Source organism: Streptomyces sp. NBC_00876 (genome assembly GCF_045207435.1).
In the GTDB taxonomy this organism is placed as follows: domain Bacteria; phylum Actinomycetota; class Actinomycetes; order Streptomycetales; family Streptomycetaceae; genus Streptomyces.
The window spans coordinates 1068983-1086059 of record NZ_CP108800.1; the positions used below are offsets into that span (position 1 = coordinate 1068983).

A 17077-nucleotide genomic window follows, 5' to 3' on the forward strand; every position below is an offset into this window, starting at 1 on the left:
CGCCCCTTCGCGCGCCAGGGGATCAGGCGTCGCCGTACGCCTCGCCGCCCAGCTCCAGCTCCGCCTCGCCCGCCGTCGCGTCGGCGAGCCAGCGCCGGAACTCCTCGACCTCGGCGTCGGGCAGCCCGATCCCGATGGTCACCGCCTCCGCGTACCGCACCTCGCGCACGGTCCTTCCGGTGGCCCGCAGTTCGTTCTCCAGCCTGCCGGCCCGCTGGTGGCCGACGGTGATGGTCGCGAGCCGGAACCGCTGCCGGGTGAGCGTGCCGAGGGCGTCGAGGGCCTCGCCGACCACTCCCCCGTACGCCCGGATCAGCCCGCCGGCGCCCAGCTTCACCCCGCCGTAGTAGCGGGTGACGACGGCGACGACGTACCGCATCTCGCGACGCGTCAGCATCTGCAGCATGGGAACGCCGGCTGTACCGCCCGGTTCGCCGTCGTCACTGGCCTTCTGTACGGAGGCGTCGGCGCCGATCACATAGGCAAAACAGTTGTGGGTGGCTGCCGGGTGTTCCCTGCGGATGCGGGCGACGAACTCCTGCGCCTCCTGCTCGGTGGCGGCGGGGGCGAGCGCGCAGATGAAGCGCGAACGGTTGATCTCGGTCTCGTGCACGCCCGCTCGGGCGACGGTCCGGTACTGCTCCTGCATCCGGCCACCCTATGCGTACCTGCGGGAATGGCCGGGACGGGCCGCCGGTTGTGCGGACCATGTACGCAGACACGGAGACGATCCGCAGAATTCTCACAGGCACCGGTGACACCTGGGCCGTGGTGGGGCTGTCCACCAACCGTTCACGCGCGGCCTACGGGGTGGCCGAGGTCCTTCAGCGCTTCGGCAAGCGCGTGGTTCCGGTGCATCCCAAGGCGGAGCGGGTGCACGGCGAGGACGGGTACGCCTCGCTGGCGGACATCCCGTTCCCGGTCGATGTGGTGGACGTCTTCGTCAACAGCGACCTGGCCGGGGCGGTGGCCGACGAGGCCGTCGCGATCGGTGCATCGGCGGTCTGGTTCCAGCTCGGTGTGATCGATGAGCAGGCCTGGGACCGCACCCGGGCGGCCGGACTCGACATGGTCATGGACCGGTGCCCGGCCATCGAGATCCCCGCGCTGAACGGCTAGAACGAGGAACGGCTGGAAGGAAGAACGGCTGGAACGAGGAACGGCTGGACCGGCTCGCGCCGGACGGTGGCCTCAGCCCGGAATGCCGAGCCCTTCCAGCACTACCGCGCCCGGCAGCGCCGCCAGCGCCTTGCCCGGCATGATCAGCTTGCCCCGGCGGCTGCCGCTGCCGATCAGGACCCACTCCTCGTCCGCGACGGCGGAATCGATCAGCAGGGGCCAGCCGGCCGGGAGCCCGACGGGCGTGATGCCGCCGTACTCCATGCCCGTGTCGCCGACCGCCGTGTCCATCGAGGCGAACCGCACCTTGCGCGCGCCGAGGTGCTTGCGGACCGTGCCGTTCACATCGACGCGGGAGTGGGAGAGGACGAGGCAGGCGGCCAGGGTGACCTCGCCACCGCGCTTGCCCGCGACCACGACGCAGTTCGCCGACCGGTTGAGCAGTTCGGCTCCGTGGTGCTCGACGAAGGCCGAGGTGTCGGCGATCTCCGGGTCGGTGTCGACGTGGATGATCTGCTCGGCCGGAAAGCCTCCCCAGCCCGCGCGTACCGCTGCCGCGACCGGGGCGGTGAGCAGGTCCAGGCGGTCGGCGGCGGGGCGGGCATTGTCGAAGGAACCGATGGGTGCGCGCATGTCCGCCACGCTAACAGCCGCTCGCGCCATGCCTGTTGGACGTCTCACCTGACGGGCGGGATGGACACGGCCATGGTGAGTTCGACGGGCTCCGAGCCCTCGTTCCGGTAGACGTGGGGGTGGTGCGCCTCGAAGGTGGCGGAGGCGCCTGCGGACACGATGTGCGGGGTGTCGTCGACGAACAGGGTGAGGGTGCCCGTGGTGACGTGGATCAGTTCCACGGTGCCGTCTGGGTGCGGGGCGGACGCGCTGTTGTCGCCCGGCATGAGCCGCCAGGACCAGAGTTCGAGCGGACCCCGTGCCTCCGTGCCGACCAGCAGGGTGGTGGAGCTGCCCGCCTCTGTGGACCACATGCGCACGGCCTGGTCGGCCGGGACCACGCGGACCGGTGAGCCCTGGTCGTGGTCGAGCAGCGTGGTGATACTGACCCCGAGCGCGTCGGCGAGCTTGACCGCGGTGCCGACGCTCGGATTGGTGCGCGCCTGCTCGATTTGGATGATCATGCCGCGGCTGACTCCGGCTCGGGCGGCGAGTGTGTCCAGGGTGAAGCCCCGCTCACCGCGCCAGCGCTTGAGATTACGCGCGAGGGACTGGGTCAGCTGGTCGAGATCTGTCACATTCCGTCCAATATTTTGAATAAGACGGTCGAGAATATCGCACTACGGTGTAGCGTACCGAGCCGTTCACCACACTGTACTGTGAGGGCCCGCGCATGACAGCACTGTTCGCCCTGGCCACGAGCCTCCTGTTAGGCCTGGCCGACTTCGGCGGCGGGCTTCTGACCCGGCGTACGCCCGCGCTCACCGTCGTGGTCGTCTCGCAGGCCGTGGCCGCCGCGGTGCTCGCCGTGATCGTGGTCGCCACGGGGGCCTGGAGCGAGGCGGGCGGACAGCTCTGGTACGCCGTGGCCGCGGGCGTGGTGGGGCCCCTCGCGCTGCTGGGCTTCTACAAGGCGTTGGCGCTCGGCCCGATGGGCGTGGTGTCCCCCCTCGGTTCGCTGGGGGTGGCCGTACCGGTGAGCGCCGGGCTGATCGTCGGTGAACGTCCGGGGCCGCTGCAGTTCGCCGGGGTCGCCGTCGCCGTGACGGGCGTCGTGATGGCGAGTGGCCCGCAGCTGCGCGGCGCGCCGGTGCAGCGCCGGGCGGTGCTGCTGACCCTGCTGGCCGCGTTCGGCTTCGGAGCAGTGATGTCGCTGATCGCCGAGGCGTCCACCACGGTGACCGGGCTGTTCCTGGCGCTCTTCGTACAGCGGATGACCAATATCGCCGTGGGCGGCACGGCTCTGTACGTCTCGGTGCGGCGCGGCGGCCGCGCCCTGCCCGAGGAAGGGGGCATCGCCATGGTGCGGGCCTCGCTGCCCGCCCTGGCGTTCGTGGGACTCGCGGACGTCGCGTCCAACGGCACCTACTCGGCCGCCGCTCACCACGGGCCCGTCACCGTCGCCGCCGTACTGGCCTCGCTCTACCCGGTGGTCACGGCGCTGGCCGCGCGCGGATTCCTCGGAGAGCGGCTGCGCGGGGTGCAGGCGGCAGGCGCGGGCCTCGCCCTGGTGGGCACGGTGCTGCTCGCGACGGGGTGACGGAGGCCGGCGCCCACTGCCGACGGGGATCGGTCAGTCAGCTCTCGTCCAGTTCGGCCACGGCCAGGAGCTGCTCGGGGGTCACACCCTCCGGGATCGGCACCGGGGCCGGTGTGCGCAGCGGAGGCTGCCAGCCCTTCTCGGGGTCCCAGCGCCGTACGACACGGGCGGGCGCCCCGGCCACCACCGCGTGGTCGGGCACCTCGCCACGGACCACCGCACCCGCCGCCACTACCACGTTGCGCCCGAGCCGGGCTCCGGGCAGGATCACCGCCCCGGTCCCGATCCAGCAGCCGGGCCCGATGGCCACCGGCTCCATTCGCGGCCACTGCTTGCCGACCGGCTCCTGCGGGTCGTCGTAGCTGTGGTTGGTCGAGGTGATGTAGACGTACGGTCCGCAGTACGTGTCCGAGCCGATCGTCACCGTGGTGTCGGCGACGACATGACTGCCGCGGCCCAGCACCACACCGTCGCCGAGCGTCAGGATCGGGTCCGGGCCGAGATCCAGATCGGGCATGAGCCCCGCGGTGAGGGTGACCTGCTCGCCGATGATGCAGTGCACACCGAGCTCGATCCACCGCTCCCCGAAGACGGTGCCCTGCGGGAACGCCAGCCGCGTACCCTCACCGATCCGGCCGAACCGCAGCCCGCCGGGGTGTGCCGCGGTGACGGCGCCGGCCTCCTGCACCCAGCGCCAGCCACGGTGGACGGCCCCGGACAGGACGCGCCGCCGCCAGGCGGACAGGGAGGAGAACGTGTTTCTGTTCTTCGGCACTCGCACACGGTAGTCGGCGGGCCGGGGACCGGCCGCCGCACCGGCCTGTGATCTTCACCCCAACAGGACACGGACCCGCCCGCCCGTCGCTTACCGTTTCCCCGCGGGAACGGCCGGCGGCGATCGGACCACCGCGGCCCACGGCACCGGAGCAAGGAGGAACGTGTGATGGCCGAGCAGGCGTTGATCACGGGAATGGGCGGCAAGGAGCCGGTCATCGACGCGGATGCCTTCACCGCACCGACGTCGGTCGCGATCGGTGACATCACCATGGCCGCGGGCTCCAGCCTCTGGTACCAGGCGGTGCTGCGCGCGGACTGCGGCCCCATCGTCATCGGTGCCGGCTCCAACATCCAGGACAACTGCAGCGTCCATGGCGACCCCGGCTTCCCCGTCACGGTCGGCGAGCGCGTCTCGGTCGGGCACAACGCCGTGCTGCACGGCTGCACCATCGAGGACGATGTCCTGGTCGGCATGGGCGCCACCGTCCTGAACGGCGCGCACATCGGTACCGGTTCTCTGATCGCGGCACAGGCCCTCGTCCCGCAGGGGATGCGGGTGCCCCCGGGCTCACTGGTCGCGGGCGTGCCCGCCAAGGTCAAGCGGCAGCTGACCGAGGAGGAGCTCGAGGGGATCAGGTTCAACGCGGTCGGCTACGTCGAACTGGCCAAGGCCCACCGCCAGGCGCACGAGGGCTGAGCACACGGGCCGCGAGAGCGGGCCGCGGCCCGCCCGGCCCGGCGGCCCTGGTCGGTCGGCTCGTCAGTCGGCGACCGGCACGGTCCCCGGCTCGGGCTCGGTGGCGACGGCCGTGGACTGCGCGGCCGCCTTCTTGGCCCGGTTCTTCAGGACCAGCATCGAGGCGAGCCCGATCAGGACGGCGATCGCCAGTCCCAGGTAGGAGAACCGCTTGAGCCAGGCCTCTGCGACGACCCCCACCGAGTAGATGACCGCCGTGGTTCCGCCCGCCCAGGCGATCCCGCCGAGCACATTGGCGATCAGGAACTTCCAGTACGGCATGTGCAGGACGCCGGCGAGCGGTCCGGCGAAGATACGCAGCAGCGCGACGAAGCGGCCGAAGAAGACGGCCCACATGCCCCACTTGTGGAACGAGCGTTCCGCCAGGGCGATCTGGCTCTCGCCGAAGTGCCGGGGGAATTTCCCGCCGAGCCAGGCCAGCAGCGGCCGCCCGCCCTTGCGTCCGATGGCATAGCCGATCGAGTCCCCGATCACGGCGCCGGCCGTGGCACAGGCGCCCAGGACCCACGGGTTGATGCCGTCGTGTCCGGCCGCCAGCAGCGCCGCACTGATCAGCACGATCTCACCGGGCAAGGGGATGCCCAGGCTCTCCAGGCCGATCACGACGCCCACCAGGACGTACACGCTGATTGCGGGGACGGTCTCCAGCCACTCCTGGATGTGCAACGCCGGTTCCTCCGTAGTGATGTCCTGTCGCCGGACAACTCCTCGGCGCACGGCGGGAAGCCTACCGGGCGCGCCGCCGGCCGGGACAGCGCGAAGGGCCGCCCGCTCCCTCCCGGGTGCGTGGCGGCCCGGCCGGGACGTACGCGATCAGCTGTTCGGGCGCAGCGTCCAGACCACGGTCATCTCACCGGTCACGGCGCCGTCCGCGCGCTGTATCTGGATCGCGACGGGGAATTCGGGGCGCAGGCCCGCGTCGAGCTCGGCGACGACGTCGGCCACCGGCCGGCCGAGGGTGGCGGTCGCGGTGACCTCGCCCATGGCCAGCTTCTTGTAACCGATCTCGGCCTTCACCGCGAGCGGGACGGCACGGGTCAGCTGGTCGCCGAACGCGGCGATGACGATGGCACCGCTCGCCGACTCGGCCAGCGTGAACATCGCCCCGGCGTGCGGTCCGCCGACGTGGTTGTGGAAGTCGGCCTGGTCCGGCATGCGGACCACCGCGCGTTCTGCGGTGGACTCCAGGAATTCGAGGTTGAGGGTCCGGACCATCGGAACCGTCGCGGCGACCATCTCGCCCGCGGTCATCTGTTCAGCGCTCATGAGCTCGATGTTACTCACGGGTAGGCCATTTTGGCCATGCTCCTCCGTCGCCGAACCCGCCCCGGGGCCGGATCCTTCACCGTCCGCTCACGGGGGCGGCCGTAGCCGCCCGGTCGGTGCCCCTCTATCGTTACTCGCCATGTGGCCAGGACAGCAGCCGCCCGGGGGCGAGCAGAACCCGCAGGACCAGAACCAGAACCCGTACCAGCAGCCGGGGTACCAGCAGCCGAATCCCTATCAGCAGCCGGGATATCAGCAGCCGGGTACCGGGCAGCAGCCCGGGTACCCGCAGCAGGGCCAGCCCGGGCAGCAGCCCGGATACGGCTACCCGCAGCAGGGCCAGCCGGGACACCAGCAGCCCAACCCGTACCAGCAGACCGTCACGCAGTACGCGGTGCCCGGTCCGCCCGGCGGGCCCGAGCCCGGCAACGACAAGAAGAAGACCACCGCCATCGCCATCGTCGCGGCGACCGCGGTCGTCGTGGCCGCGGTGGTCACGGGCGTCGTCGTCATGAACAAGGACGACGGCAAGGACGGCAAGAACGTCGCCGACGACAAGAAGTCGTCCGCGCCCGTCAAGCCTTCCGGCTCCGCGTCCTCGTCCGAGGCGAACCCGCGCGGTGACGACGGGGACGCCAAGCCGCAAATCGCGGGCTGGAAGGTCGTGACCAACCCCAAGTGGGGCACGCAGTTCGACGTGCCCGGCGACTGGGAGGTCTCACCGCCCAGCGTGTTCTCGTACTTCGAGGACGAAGCGAAGGAGGACAAGCAGCCTCTCATCGGCTTCACCGGACCGGCGGACCTCAAGAGCAAGTGGTGTGTCCAAGACTCCGACAAGGACGGCGTCGACGAGAACAGCAGCCTGGCCGGTGCGGGCACCCGGGGCGCCGAGGGTGCGACCGACGCCGATCTGAACGCCAGGAACGAGGCGGGCACCTGGGTGTGGGCCGCTTACGCGCAGCACATGCCGAAGAAGACCATCAAGATCAGCAAGGCCAAGCAGTACACCACCAAGTCGGGCCTGACGGGCAGCCTGGTCACCGCCACTGCCCCGAACGTCAAGAAGGTGACGAAGTGCGACACCGACGGCAAGAGCATCGCCTTCACCTTCAAGAACAGCAACGGCGCCTTCTCCTCCTGGGTGCTGTACGCCGCCGCTAACGTCGACGACGAGCTGCCCGACGCGACGATCCAGAAGATTCTGAGCACGGTACGGCTGGTGAAGATCACCGAGTCCTGACCCGGCGGGAATGCATTTGGCACAACGAGGTCATTGCCGCGATAGTCCCTGAGTGACTGCCGCACCCGACCCCGTATCCCGCTCCGACCGCCCCATTCCGGCGGGCCGCAATTACCGGCTGCTGACCGCCGCCGCGATCATCACGGGCCTGGGTACCCATGGCGCGCTGATCGCGGCGGCGTTCGCGGTTCTCCAGTCGGGCGGCGACGGCGGCGACGTCGGTCTGGTGGCCGCGGCCAGGACCGCGCCGCTGGTCCTCTTCCTGCTGATCGGCGGGGCGATCGCGGACCGGGTGCCGCGCCACCGCGTGATGGTCGCGGCCAACGCCCTGAACTTCGTCTCACAGGGGGTCTTCGCCTGGCTCGTCCTGGCCGGTGACCCCCAGCTGTGGCAGATGATGCTGCTCACCGCCCTGTGCGGCACCGGGCAGGCGTTCTTCAACCCGGCGGCCGAGGGCATGCTGATGTCCAGTGTCAGCGGCGAACAGGCGAGCCGCGCCTTCGCCCTGTTCAGGATGTCCATGCAGGGCGCGGCCATCGGTGGCGCGGCGCTCGGCGGCGCCATGATCGCCGCGATGAACCCGGGCTGGGTGCTGGCCGTCGACGCCGCCGCCTTCGCGGCCGCGGGGGCGCTGCGCGCCTTCCTCGACGTGAGTCACATCCCGTCGCGGGAGCCCGGCGGCGGTCTGCTCGCCGATCTGCGGGACGGCTGGCAGGAGTTCATCGGGCGCCCCTGGCTCTGGGCCATCGTGGCGCAGTTCTCCGTGGTCGTCGCCGCGGTCGGGGCCGCGGAGGCGGTGTACGGGCCGCTGGTCGCCCGGGACGAGCTCGGCGGCGCCCGCCCCTGGGGCTTCGCGCTCGCCGCGTTCGGTGTCGGCACCCTGGCCGGTGCGCTGCTGATGATGCGGTGGAAGCCGCGGCGCCTGCTGCTGGCCGGGACCCTCTGCGTCTTCCCCCTGGCCCTGCCTTCGGCGGGACTCGCCGTGCCGCTGCCGGTGGCGGGACTGTGCGCGGTGATGTTCGTCAGCGGGGCGGCCATCGAGGTCTTCGGGGTGTCCTGGATGACGGCCATGCACCAGGAGATCCCGGAGGAGAAGCTGTCCCGGGTCTCGGCCTACGACTGGTTCGGCTCCGTGGCCATGATGCCGGTCGCCACCGCGCTCGCCGGCCCGGTGGAGTCACTGGTCGGCCGCAGTCAGGCGCTGTGGGGCTGCGCGGGTCTGGTCGTGCTGGTCACCGCGGCGGTGCTGTTCGTGCCGGACGTACGCAATCTGACCCGCAGGACCAGGTCCACCGAGGTCCTGGCCAAGGTCCCGGCCGCGTCAGCCGATACCGAAGGCGCCGTCGGGCGGCTCGGGTGAGGCGACCGCCTCCTCGTCGCCGACCGGCCGGGCACCCTTGATGAACGCGGCGGCCGCGTCCCCGTACTCCACCCGGGCCGGAAACGCGTCGGCCGCGCAGCGGCGGATCAGGGCGGCCGTATCGACGGGGACCTGTGAGGCGACGAGGACGATGTTGCCGAAGCGCCGGCCGCGCAGCACGGCAGGCTCCGCGATCAGGGCCAGCTCGGCGAAGACGGTCGCGAAGGTGGCCAGCTGCGAGCGCAGGAAGCCGAACGGCGCCCCGTCGGCCAGATTCGCCGCGTAGATGCCGTCCGCACGCAGCGCCCGTGCCACGGCCTGCGAGTAGGGGACGGACGTGAGGTGGGCGGGGACCCTGGAACCGCCGAAGACGTCCGCGATCAGCACATCCACGGAGCCGGGCACGGTCTCCTCCAGCACCCTGCGGGCATCCCCCGCGTGCACGGTGATCCCGCTGTCCGCCGGCAGCGGGAGGTGCTCGGCAACCAGGTCCAGGAGACCGCGGTCCGACTCGGCGACCTCCTGCCGGGAGCCCGGCCTGGTCGAGGCGACGTAGCGGGGCAGAGTGAGGGCGCCGCCGCCGAGGTGCAGGACATCCAGCGGCGCGCCCGGTCCGGCCGCGCAGTCCACGACGTGGGCGAGCCGTCGCGCGTACTCGAATTCGAGGTGCTCCGGCGCGTCCAGATCGACGTACGACTGCGGCGCACCGTCGACCGTGAGGAGCCAGGCCCGCTCCCGGTCCACGTCGGGAAGCAGTCTGGCGGTGCCCTGGTCCACATCGCGGATGACGGGTATCGACTCGTTCACTCCCCCATTGTGGGGCGTGGGGGCAGCTGTTCCTGACCGCGGCGACGGCTTGGGGAAGAGACGACGGATCGACGGCGGGGTGCAGGACCCTCGGTCCCGCGCACGGCTCCGGGTCCGCCTCCCGTGGCGTACGGGAGACGGACCCGGAACGGCCGCACGCCTCAGAGCAGTCCGGTGACGGTGCCCGCGCCGACCGTGCGCCCGCCCTCACGGATGGCGAAGCCGAGGCCCGCCTCCAACGGGACGTCCCGGCCCAGCTCGACGGTCATGGTGACCGTCTCGCCGGGCCGCGCCACCGCCGCCGCACCGAGGTCGACGTCGCCGACGACGTCCGCGGTGCGGATGTAGAACTGCGGCCGGTAGCCGGTGGCGACGGGAGTGGTGCGGCCGCCCTCGCGCCCCGACAGGACGTACACCTGCGCGGTGAAGCGCCGGCTCGGGGTGACGCTGCCCGGCGCCGCGACGACGTGCCCGCGGCGTACCCGGTCGCGCTCGACCCCGCGCAGGAGCAGCGCGACGTTGTCGCCGGCCTCCGCGGACTCCATCGGCTTGCCGAAGGTCTCCAGACCGGTGACGACCGTCTCGATGTCCGCACCGAGCACCGCCACCCGGTCGCCCACGCGGACGGTGCCGCGCTCCACGGCGCCGGTGACGACCGTGCCCCGGCCGGTGATGGTCAGGACGTTCTCCACCGACAGCAGGAACGGCGCGTCGGTGTAGCGCACCGGCATCGGTACGTACGTGTCGACGGCGTCGAGCAACGCCTCGACCGCCGCGGTCCAGCGCGGGTCGCCCTCCAGCGCCCGCAGACCCGACACCCGGACGACGGGCACCGTGTCGCCGCCGTAGCCGTGGGAGGTCAGCAGCTCGCGCACCTCCAGCTCGACCAGGTCGGTCAGCTCGGGGTCTCCCGCGTCCGCCTTGTTGAGGGCGACGACGATGTGGTCGACACCCACCTGACGGGCGAGCAGCACGTGCTCCGCGGTCTGCGGCATCACGCCGTCGAGCGCGGAGACGACGAGGATCGCCCCGTCGAGCTGCGCCGCACCGGTGACCATGTTCTTGATGTAGTCGGCGTGCCCTGGCATGTCGACGTGCGCGTAGTGCCGGGTGCCCGTCTCGTACTCGACGTGCGCGATGTTGATGGTGATGCCGCGCTGCGCCTCCTCGGGCGCCCTGTCGATGCGGTCGAACGGGACGAACGTGCCGGTACCGCGGTCGCTGAGGACCTTGGTGATGGCGGCGGTCAGGGTGGTCTTGCCGTGGTCGACGTGGCCCATGGTGCCGATGTTGAGGTGCGGCTTGGTGCGCACGTATGCCGTCTTGGGCATGGTGAATTCCTTGGGTGCGAAGCTGAAGAACGAAGACCCCGGGGCCCGGCCGACCCTCCCCTTGCGGGGTCCGCCGGACAGTCGGGGGAGGGTCAGCTTCGGGCGCCGCCGAAGGGCGCTGCGGCAGCGGTGAACGCTGCTGCGACCACTGCTGCGAGGGGGCTCACGGCAGCCTTCGGCGTGTCCGCGACTGCGGACTGCGCTGCGAGGAAGGCGTACCGGAACATGACTCGATCATGTCCGACGGCTGTCGGCCCGTCGAGCGAATTTCGGTGGGCGGTACGGGGGTTGGGCCGCGGCGCACCTCAGAGGTGCTTGGTGGCCTCGCGTACGGACAGCGGCGCGAGCCGGTCCCGGGCGCCGTCGACGAATTCCCGTACGGCCTGCGGGTCCGTCTTGGCGTACTCCCGCAGGCACCAGCCGATCGCCTTGCGGATGAAGAAGTCGGGGTGGTCCGCCCGGCGCAGGCAGTAGGCGAAGAGCCGCCGGGTGTCGGTGGCCTCCTTGAAGCGGAGCTGGTGCAGCAGCGCGGTGCGGGCGATCCAGAGGTCGTCGTCCTCGATCCACTCGTCCATGGTCTGCCGGAGCGCCGGGTCGGCGGCCACCAGCGGGCCGGCGACATGGGCGGCCAGCACATCGACGGTGTCCCACCAGGAGACGGTGGAGACCAGATGGCGCAGTACCGGCACGAATCCGGCCGAGCAGCGTGCGGCATGGCGGCGCAGGTAGTCGGCCGCGAAGTACTGGTACTCGCGCTCGGGCAGCGCCCAGCGGCGCAGCGCGATCGCGGCGCAGTCCGCCTCGTCGGGGCGCTGGGTGCCTTCGAGGACGGAGCGGGACAGGGCGCGGCGCCGGGGCGTGGGAATGCCGAGGAACGGCGCCACGTCCTTCATGTACGCGGCGGCCGAACGCGCGCGCACGGGGTCGGCCGCCGTGGGATACAGCACGGTCAGCCGCTCCAGCACGGTGTCGGCGAGAACGCTCCGGGGCAGGCCGGGTGCCGGTTCGGCGCTCTCCCTGACCGGTTCGGCTCCGTGGCTCATAACGGTCACATTACGGCGATCACACCTGGGTGTCGGTTACTCTCCCCGAATGCTCGACCCCGTCCCCGCCACCCGGCCCGCCGGTGGCCTCGCCGTGCGCTGTACACGGCTGCTTCTGTCGCCCTGGTCCCGGTTCTCCCTGCTCGTGGCGGTGCTGCTGGCCGCCGCGACGACGATGCTGCTGCTGGAGCCCCAGCAGCTGCTCGTCTCCGGCCGCGCGTCCCAGCTGAGCGGCGGGGCCGCCGCGGCTGTGCTCTTCGGCCTGGCGTACGGCGTCTGCACCGTGGCGTTCGTGCCGCGCCCGCTGCTCAATCTCGCCGCCGGTGCACTGTTCGGCTCGCAGGCCGGGCTGGCGGCGGCGCTGGCGGGCACGGTGCTGGGCGCCGGCATCTCGTTCATGCTCGGCCGGGTGCTGGGCCAGGACGCGCTCAGGACGCTGCTGCGCGGGCGCTGGATGCGGGCGGCGGACGGGCAGCTGAGCAGGCACGGTTTCCGCTCGATGCTGGCGCTGCGGCTCTTCCCCGGGGTGCCGTTCGCCGCCGCCAACTACTGCGCCGCCGTGTCGCGCATGGGATATCCCCCGTTCCTGGTCGCGACCGGTCTCGGCTCGATCCCGAACACGGCCGCGTACGTCGTGGCGGGAAGCGAGGCAGCCTCGCCGACCTCGCCCGCCTTCCTGGCCGCGATGGGCTTCATCGTGCTGACGGGCGCCGGCGGGGCCGTGGTGGCCTGGCGCAGGCGTCACCGGCTGGGCACGGAGTGAGGGGGCGGGTGGCGCGGGCCGCGCCGGCCGGGCGACGGGCCGTGGGGCGGGCTGCGCGGGGGTTGTCGTAACTCTGTTCATCCGGGGGCGATACGCTGCCCGCGGCCGACCGACGATCTCCGGGTCCGACGCGGCCCTGTCATCGCACGACCGCAATCCGCACGCCGCCGACGGCAGATGCCGTCGGCCGATGCATGATCACTCCGGGATGGCCCAAGCCCCATGAGCTGGTTCGAATCGTTCGTCCTCGGCCTCGTTCAAGGACTGACCGAGTTCCTGCCGATCTCCTCCAGCGCGCATCTGCGGCTCACCGCGGCATTCGCCGGCTGGCACGATCCTGGCGCGGCGTTCACCGCGATCACCCAGATCGGCACGGAGGCCGCAGTCCTCATCTATTTCCGCAAGGACATCGTCCGGATCGTCACGGCGTGGTTCAAGTCGCTGACGGACCGTTCGATGCGCGGCGACCACGATGCGCAGATGGGCTGGCTGGTCATCGTCGGCTCGATCCCCATCGGCGTCCTCGGCGTGACGTTCAAGGACCAGATCGAGGGCCCGTTCCGCGATCTGCGCCTGATCGCCACCACGCTGATCGTGATGGGCATCGTCCTCGGCATCGCCGACCGGCTGGCCGCACGCGACGAGACCGGCGGCAAACACCGGGCCATCAAGGAGCGCAAGTCGCTCAAGGAGCTCGGCGTCAAGGACGGCCTGATCTTCGGCTTCTGCCAGGCGATGGCCCTGATCCCGGGCGTCTCCCGCTCGGGCGCGACGATCAGCGGCGGTCTGCTGATGGGCTACACCCGCGAGGCGGCGGCGCGCTACTCGTTCCTGCTCGCCATCCCGGCGGTGCTCGCCTCCGGCGTCTTCGAGCTGAAGGACGCGGGCGAGGGCCATGTGTCCTGGCCGCCGACGATCTTCGCGACCTTCATCGCATTCGGTGTGGGGTACGCGGTCATCGCATGGTTCATGAAGTTCATTACGACGAAGAGCTTCATGCCGTTCGTGATCTACCGCATCATTCTGGGCATCGTGCTGTTCATCCTGGTCGGCGCGGGGGCCCTGAGCCCGCACGCGGGCGAATCTGCAGGCTGATCAAGCGCCCATACCTAGCAGCATCTAGCACTTTCAGGCACCTCCACGCATCTGCGCACCATGATCATCTCCCACTCGTCTCCCGACAAGGAGACCGGGAGAAGCGCAACCGAACGGGATGCAAACGCAAAGTCGCGAAAACAGAGAAGGGCCCACACAGGGCCCTTCTCTGCGGGTCTGAGCCAGACCAAGCCGACCGGCCCCGCTGGCGCCGTAGGCACCCAAAATGCGCCGCGCCGTGGCTGTTCACAGGAACACGCCAATGTGACTCATCCCACGCAAAGGCTGCGGTCCCACGCTCCATGAGCTCAGCGCCGTCACCTCGCCGACGGTTCGGAACCGGACTCGAACCGGAACCGCGCAGACCTCTGACCAGGCACTTCTTGCCTGACCTGGGCCGCATCCCCGTCCGTTACCGTCCCTTCACGCGCCCATGCGCCCGTGGGCGCACGGGCCTTTCGCCCTCGGGTGCTACACCCCGGAACGACCCCTCTACAGACCGGTATGCAGGGCTCGCTCCAGCGTTGTGGCCCGATCCGCCATCCTTAGCTTCCACGGTGTCCCGTCCTCCACCGCGATCTCCCGCCACAGCGCCGCGGTGGCCGCGCCGAACGCTGCGAGGACATCCGGATCGGCGTTCCGCCACGACGGGAAGCGGCTCGCGAAGCCGACGGCTGCTTCCACAGGGTGGCCGGCATCCATCAGTCGCAGAGCCAGGGCGCCCGGGTCGATCCACGCTGCGCCTCGCGTCGGCCACGCCCAGTCGACGAGCCGGGCGCGGTCGCCGACGATCAGGACGTTGTCCGGCGCGTAGTCGGTGTGCAGCAGCGCGTCGCCGTCGAAATGCTGCAAGGTCCCCGCCGGGGCATAGTCCGCCCATCGATCCACCGCGTCCTTGATCTCCACGTCGGCGGGGGCCGAGACACCCTGCAACTCAGTCAGCGCCGCTTCCACGAGCGGCAGGTCTGGCGACCCGGGCGCGTAGTCGGCATGCCGGCCATCGACCACCTCGTACCCGAGGATGCTCCAGCCGTCGAGCTCCAGATGCCAGTACAGGCGCGGGCACGAGGCCGGCAGGTGCGGGGCCACCGCTGCCTCGCGGCGCTGCGCGGCGACCTGCGGGTGGTCTGCGGGGATGCCCTTCACGAAGACGCTGCCGCTCTCCGTGGAGAGGACGGAGGCGATGCCGGAGTTCATGCCGCCTGCCGCGGTCTCCGCCTGGTGCACGGCGCCGGTCTTGTTGGCGACGGCCTGGCGGACGTCAGGGGGAAGCAGGTCGAAGTCGATACGGGACATGGACACGCGCAGTTCCTCGGGTGGTCGGTGATAGGGAAATGCCGCCCCGGCCAGGGTACGGCCGGAGCGGCATTCAACGAGTGGATCAGGCGGTACGGGGCCGCCCGCGGTGGCGGCCTAGTACGGCTGGTCGTCACCGGCCGAGCAGCTGCACTCGGCTCCTTCGGCTGCCTCGTCGAGGTCGGCGATGATCTGGATCTCGTCGTCCTTGATCGAGGCGGCGGTCAGCGGCACCGGCAGGACGCCGGTCGGTCCGTCCGCCGGGCGGCGGCCGATCGTAACCGGCACCGGCTGACGCGGCGTGGCCAGGGTTGCGGTGGGTGGAGTCATGATCCGTAGCCTCCATGCTGGCAGTAGAGATCTCTTCTGTCCCCCGCCTCCTGATAGAGCTTGGCCAGCGGGCGACACGTACGACACGTGCCCGCGATCGTGCAGCCAGAGCATCCACCGGTGCGGAGCTGTAGGGACTCGGCGATCCCGCCGAGTCGGGGGAGGGCTTCGATGCCCTCAGTGACGAGGTTCACGCTCGGGTCGCGGCCGACCTTGCAGATCGACGCGATGCCGTGCGGGTTGACGTGAAAGAACGTGTGGCCCGCGTTGCAGCCGGTGAAGACGCGACGGGCCTTGATGTGGCTCTCGGCCTGCGTCGCCAGCGGGTTCGCCTCGCCATCGATCGTCGGTGACATGTTCGTGAACACCTGGTGCGTGAAGCCGTAGCTCTCGCACAGGGCCACCATCGCGTCGACTTCGTGGGCGTTGTCGTCGGAGACGATCACGTTCAGGCGGACCGGGAGCCGGTCTTCGCGGGCGGCGTCGAGGCCCTGTACGAAGCGGCCGAAGGCGCCGCGGTTCCGTGTGACCTTGTCGTACGTCTCGGCGGTCGCGCCGTACACGCTCAGCGTCAGCCGATAGGGCCGGTGGCGGGCGAACAGATCCCGGATCGGCCGCTTCCGCAGCGACGATCCGTTCGACGAGACCTGAACCATCATCCCGAGCCGGTGGGCGTACTCGTAGGCCGCTCCGAACTCGCGGTCGATCAGGGCTTCGCCGCCGGTAATCTGCAACCAGAGAACGCCGGCGTCACGCAGCGTCTCCAAGAGCTGCTTCTTGCCGCCCCAGTCCAGGCCCTCGAACCGCTTCTCGCCGAGGTAGCAGAACTGACAGTCGTAGTCGCAGCCGAGGTTGATCTCCCATGACGCCTTCCCGTACCCGTACTGGGATCGCTCGCGGACGAGGACGACATCGCCGACCGGCGCCTCGGGCAGCTCGGTGCCCCACGCCTTCATCGCCGCATCAACGAGCCAGGCCGGGACAGGGTGGCCTTCCGTGCTGGCGGTGTGCAGCTCCTCGTAGCGGATCTCCGGGATGCGCACGCCGGCTGCCCGGCCAGGCTGCACGAGGAGGTACTGGGCAAGGAACGGACTGGCCACGAGCTGCTGAGGGGCCGCGCCATTCCTGCGCTTCTTGGTGCTGTGTTCTCCGTTCACGGAACCTCCTAGGGGCGGAATTGGGCGGTCAGATCGCGTCAGCCACTGTCGCGCTCACCGCGGGCACTTCGTTCGTTGGGAGGGTCACCGACCGCCTCCTTGTGGGATTCGGGGCCTCCCTGCCGCCCGCCCTGGTTGTCGTCGGAAGGGATACAGCAACAGCCAGAGCGGGAGATGGGGAGGTGTAGCGCATATTCAGTGGTTGAGCCCCGCCCGTAGGAGACCGCTGTCATTCGCCTGCGGGCGGGAGATCGTCGGTCCAGGGCTCGGGGGCTCGGCGGTTATGAGCGCTGATCAGAGCCTCGATACGCCGGACGCACGGCAGACAGCAGTTGAACGAGGCGTCGCCCCATTCCAGACTCTGCACTGGGCCGAGCCATAGGACTGGCACCTCGGCGCCCTCGCAGCGCCAGCAAAGGCCAGGAATCCAGGTACGTTGCGCAGCCCGGCTACCCGTCTCCGATGCCGAGAACTAGTGCGGTTAGCAGCGCGGCGAGTGCGACGACGTAGAGGATCTGGCCGAG

19 protein-coding genes are annotated in these 17077 nt (G+C 70.6%); 7 read left to right on the forward strand and 12 right to left on the reverse strand.

The genetic code is table 11. From position 1 onward, the window contains the following. Positions 1-22 precede the first annotated feature (22 nt). A complete protein-coding gene (locus OG782_RS04565) occupies positions 23-649 on the reverse strand; it encodes a YigZ family protein (RefSeq protein WP_406448102.1) in 627 nt (208 codons plus the stop codon). 59 nt (positions 650-708) lie between these two features. Here OG782_RS04565 and OG782_RS04570 point away from each other — a divergent pair, with 59 nt between their 5' ends. Then, positions 709-1119, forward strand: a complete 411-nt coding sequence (locus tag OG782_RS04570; protein ID WP_406448103.1) for a CoA-binding protein — start codon at positions 709-711, stop codon at positions 1117-1119. Positions 1120-1191: 72 nt separating this feature from the next. Here OG782_RS04570 and OG782_RS04575 read toward each other — a convergent pair whose 3' ends face one another. Both OG782_RS04575 and OG782_RS04580 read right to left on the reverse strand, forming a co-directional pair. Then, a complete protein-coding gene (locus tag OG782_RS04575; RefSeq protein ID WP_406448104.1) occupies positions 1192-1752 on the reverse strand; it encodes a YbaK/EbsC family protein in 561 nt (186 codons plus the stop codon). 44 nt (positions 1753-1796) lie between these two features. Next, positions 1797-2369 (reverse strand): helix-turn-helix domain-containing protein, encoded by a 573-nt coding sequence (locus OG782_RS04580; protein WP_406448105.1) that lies wholly within the window; start codon positions 2367-2369, stop codon positions 1797-1799. Positions 2370-2464: 95 nt separating this feature from the next. Here OG782_RS04580 and OG782_RS04585 point away from each other — a divergent pair, with 95 nt between their 5' ends. Beyond that, positions 2465-3331 (forward strand): EamA family transporter, encoded by an 867-nt coding sequence (locus tag OG782_RS04585; protein ID WP_406448106.1) that lies wholly within the window; start codon positions 2465-2467, stop codon positions 3329-3331. A gap of 37 nt (positions 3332-3368) precedes the next feature. On the opposite strand, the gene OG782_RS04590 is transcribed toward OG782_RS04585, so the two are convergent. Further along, positions 3369-4106, reverse strand: a complete 738-nt coding sequence (locus OG782_RS04590) for an acyltransferase (protein ID WP_406448107.1) — start codon at positions 4104-4106, stop codon at positions 3369-3371. A 168-nt stretch (positions 4107-4274) separates the two neighbouring features. Here OG782_RS04590 and OG782_RS04595 point away from each other — a divergent pair, with 168 nt between their 5' ends. Beyond that, a complete protein-coding gene (locus OG782_RS04595) occupies positions 4275-4805 on the forward strand; it encodes a gamma carbonic anhydrase family protein (RefSeq protein ID WP_406448108.1) in 531 nt (176 codons plus the stop codon). Between the two features lie 63 nt (positions 4806-4868). Here the strand turns inward: OG782_RS04595 and OG782_RS04600 are convergent, their stop codons facing one another. Both OG782_RS04600 and OG782_RS04605 read right to left on the reverse strand, forming a co-directional pair. Beyond that, positions 4869-5531 (reverse strand): DedA family protein, encoded by a 663-nt coding sequence (locus tag OG782_RS04600; protein ID WP_406458842.1) that lies wholly within the window; start codon positions 5529-5531, stop codon positions 4869-4871. 147 nt (positions 5532-5678) lie between these two features. Further along, entirely contained in the window at positions 5679-6116 is a 438-nt protein-coding gene (locus tag OG782_RS04605; RefSeq protein ID WP_406458844.1) for a DUF4442 domain-containing protein, read from the reverse strand. 154 nt (positions 6117-6270) lie between these two features. Here OG782_RS04605 and OG782_RS04610 point away from each other — a divergent pair, with 154 nt between their 5' ends. Both OG782_RS04610 and OG782_RS04615 read left to right on the forward strand, forming a co-directional pair. After that, positions 6271-7371, forward strand: coding sequence for a hypothetical protein (locus tag OG782_RS04610; protein ID WP_406448109.1), 1101 nt, complete (start codon positions 6271-6273; stop codon positions 7369-7371). 52 nt (positions 7372-7423) lie between these two features. Next, positions 7424-8731: an MFS transporter gene (locus tag OG782_RS04615; protein ID WP_406448110.1), complete on the forward strand. Its 1308-nt coding sequence runs from the start codon at positions 7424-7426 to the stop codon at positions 8729-8731. Here the strand turns inward: OG782_RS04615 and OG782_RS04620 are convergent. The 3 genes from OG782_RS04620 to OG782_RS04630 all read right to left on the reverse strand — a co-directional run bounded on the left by OG782_RS04620 (position 8693) and on the right by OG782_RS04630 (position 11912). Next, on the reverse strand, positions 8693-9538 hold the full coding sequence (locus OG782_RS04620; RefSeq protein ID WP_406448111.1) for a spermidine synthase: 846 nt from the start codon (positions 9536-9538) through the stop codon (positions 8693-8695). The genes OG782_RS04615 and OG782_RS04620 overlap by 39 nt on opposite strands. A gap of 161 nt (positions 9539-9699) precedes the next feature. Continuing rightward, entirely contained in the window at positions 9700-10869 is a 1170-nt protein-coding gene (gene tuf / locus OG782_RS04625) for an elongation factor Tu (protein ID WP_406448112.1), read from the reverse strand. Positions 10870-11174: 305 nt separating this feature from the next. Next, positions 11175-11912 carry a DNA alkylation repair protein gene (locus OG782_RS04630; RefSeq protein WP_406448113.1) on the reverse strand — a complete coding sequence of 246 codons (738 nt, stop codon included), beginning with the start codon at positions 11910-11912 and terminating at the stop codon, positions 11175-11177. Between the two features lie 49 nt (positions 11913-11961). Here OG782_RS04630 and OG782_RS04635 point away from each other — a divergent pair, with 49 nt between their 5' ends. Together OG782_RS04635 and OG782_RS04640 are read left to right on the forward strand one after the other, a co-directional pair. Beyond that, positions 11962-12675 carry a TVP38/TMEM64 family protein gene (locus OG782_RS04635; RefSeq protein WP_406448114.1) on the forward strand — a complete coding sequence of 238 codons (714 nt, stop codon included), beginning with the start codon at positions 11962-11964 and terminating at the stop codon, positions 12673-12675. A 222-nt stretch (positions 12676-12897) separates the two neighbouring features. Then, a complete protein-coding gene (locus OG782_RS04640; RefSeq protein WP_406448115.1) occupies positions 12898-13770 on the forward strand; it encodes an undecaprenyl-diphosphate phosphatase in 873 nt (290 codons plus the stop codon). Positions 13771-14262: 492 nt separating this feature from the next. On the opposite strand, the gene OG782_RS04645 is transcribed toward OG782_RS04640, so the two are convergent. The 3 genes from OG782_RS04645 to OG782_RS04655 all read right to left on the reverse strand — a co-directional run bounded on the left by OG782_RS04645 (position 14263) and on the right by OG782_RS04655 (position 16496). After that, entirely contained in the window at positions 14263-15066 is an 804-nt protein-coding gene (locus OG782_RS04645; RefSeq protein ID WP_406458846.1) for an aminoglycoside phosphotransferase, read from the reverse strand. A 117-nt stretch (positions 15067-15183) separates the two neighbouring features. Then, positions 15184-15396, reverse strand: a complete 213-nt coding sequence (locus OG782_RS04650; RefSeq protein WP_406448116.1) for a hypothetical protein — start codon at positions 15394-15396, stop codon at positions 15184-15186. Then, positions 15393-16496, reverse strand: coding sequence for a radical SAM protein (locus tag OG782_RS04655; RefSeq protein WP_406458848.1), 1104 nt, complete (start codon positions 16494-16496; stop codon positions 15393-15395). Before OG782_RS04655 ends, OG782_RS04650 begins: the two co-directional genes overlap by 4 nt. Between the last annotated feature and the right edge of the window lie 581 nt (positions 16497-17077).

Excerpts from the sequence above, each read along its gene's own strand:
- OG782_RS04575 (WP_406448104.1), bottom strand. The coding sequence starts at position 1,752 with ATGCGCGCACCCATCGGTTCCTTCGACAATGCCCGCCCCGCCGCCGAC.
- OG782_RS04645 (WP_406458846.1), bottom strand. The coding sequence starts at position 15,066 with ATGTCCCGTATCGACTTCGACCTGCTTCCCCCTGACGTCCGCCAGGCC.
- tuf (WP_406448112.1), bottom strand. The coding sequence starts at position 10,869 with ATGCCCAAGACGGCATACGTGCGCACCAAGCCGCACCTCAACATCGGC.
- OG782_RS04650 (WP_406448116.1), bottom strand. The coding sequence starts at position 15,396 with ATGACTCCACCCACCGCAACCCTGGCCACGCCGCGTCAGCCGGTGCCG.
- OG782_RS04640 (WP_406448115.1), top strand. The coding sequence starts at position 12,898 with ATGAGCTGGTTCGAATCGTTCGTCCTCGGCCTCGTTCAAGGACTGACC.
- OG782_RS04605 (WP_406458844.1), bottom strand. The coding sequence starts at position 6,116 with ATGACCGCGGGCGAGATGGTCGCCGCGACGGTTCCGATGGTCCGGACC.
- OG782_RS04635 (WP_406448114.1), top strand. The coding sequence starts at position 11,962 with ATGCTCGACCCCGTCCCCGCCACCCGGCCCGCCGGTGGCCTCGCCGTG.
- OG782_RS04570 (WP_406448103.1), top strand. The coding sequence starts at position 709 with ATGTACGCAGACACGGAGACGATCCGCAGAATTCTCACAGGCACCGGT.
- OG782_RS04610 (WP_406448109.1), top strand. The coding sequence starts at position 6,271 with ATGTGGCCAGGACAGCAGCCGCCCGGGGGCGAGCAGAACCCGCAGGAC.
- OG782_RS04585 (WP_406448106.1), top strand. The coding sequence starts at position 2,465 with ATGACAGCACTGTTCGCCCTGGCCACGAGCCTCCTGTTAGGCCTGGCC.
- OG782_RS04595 (WP_406448108.1), top strand. The coding sequence starts at position 4,275 with ATGGCCGAGCAGGCGTTGATCACGGGAATGGGCGGCAAGGAGCCGGTC.
- OG782_RS04630 (WP_406448113.1), bottom strand. The coding sequence starts at position 11,912 with ATGAGCCACGGAGCCGAACCGGTCAGGGAGAGCGCCGAACCGGCACCC.
- OG782_RS04565 (WP_406448102.1), bottom strand. The coding sequence starts at position 649 with ATGCAGGAGCAGTACCGGACCGTCGCCCGAGCGGGCGTGCACGAGACC.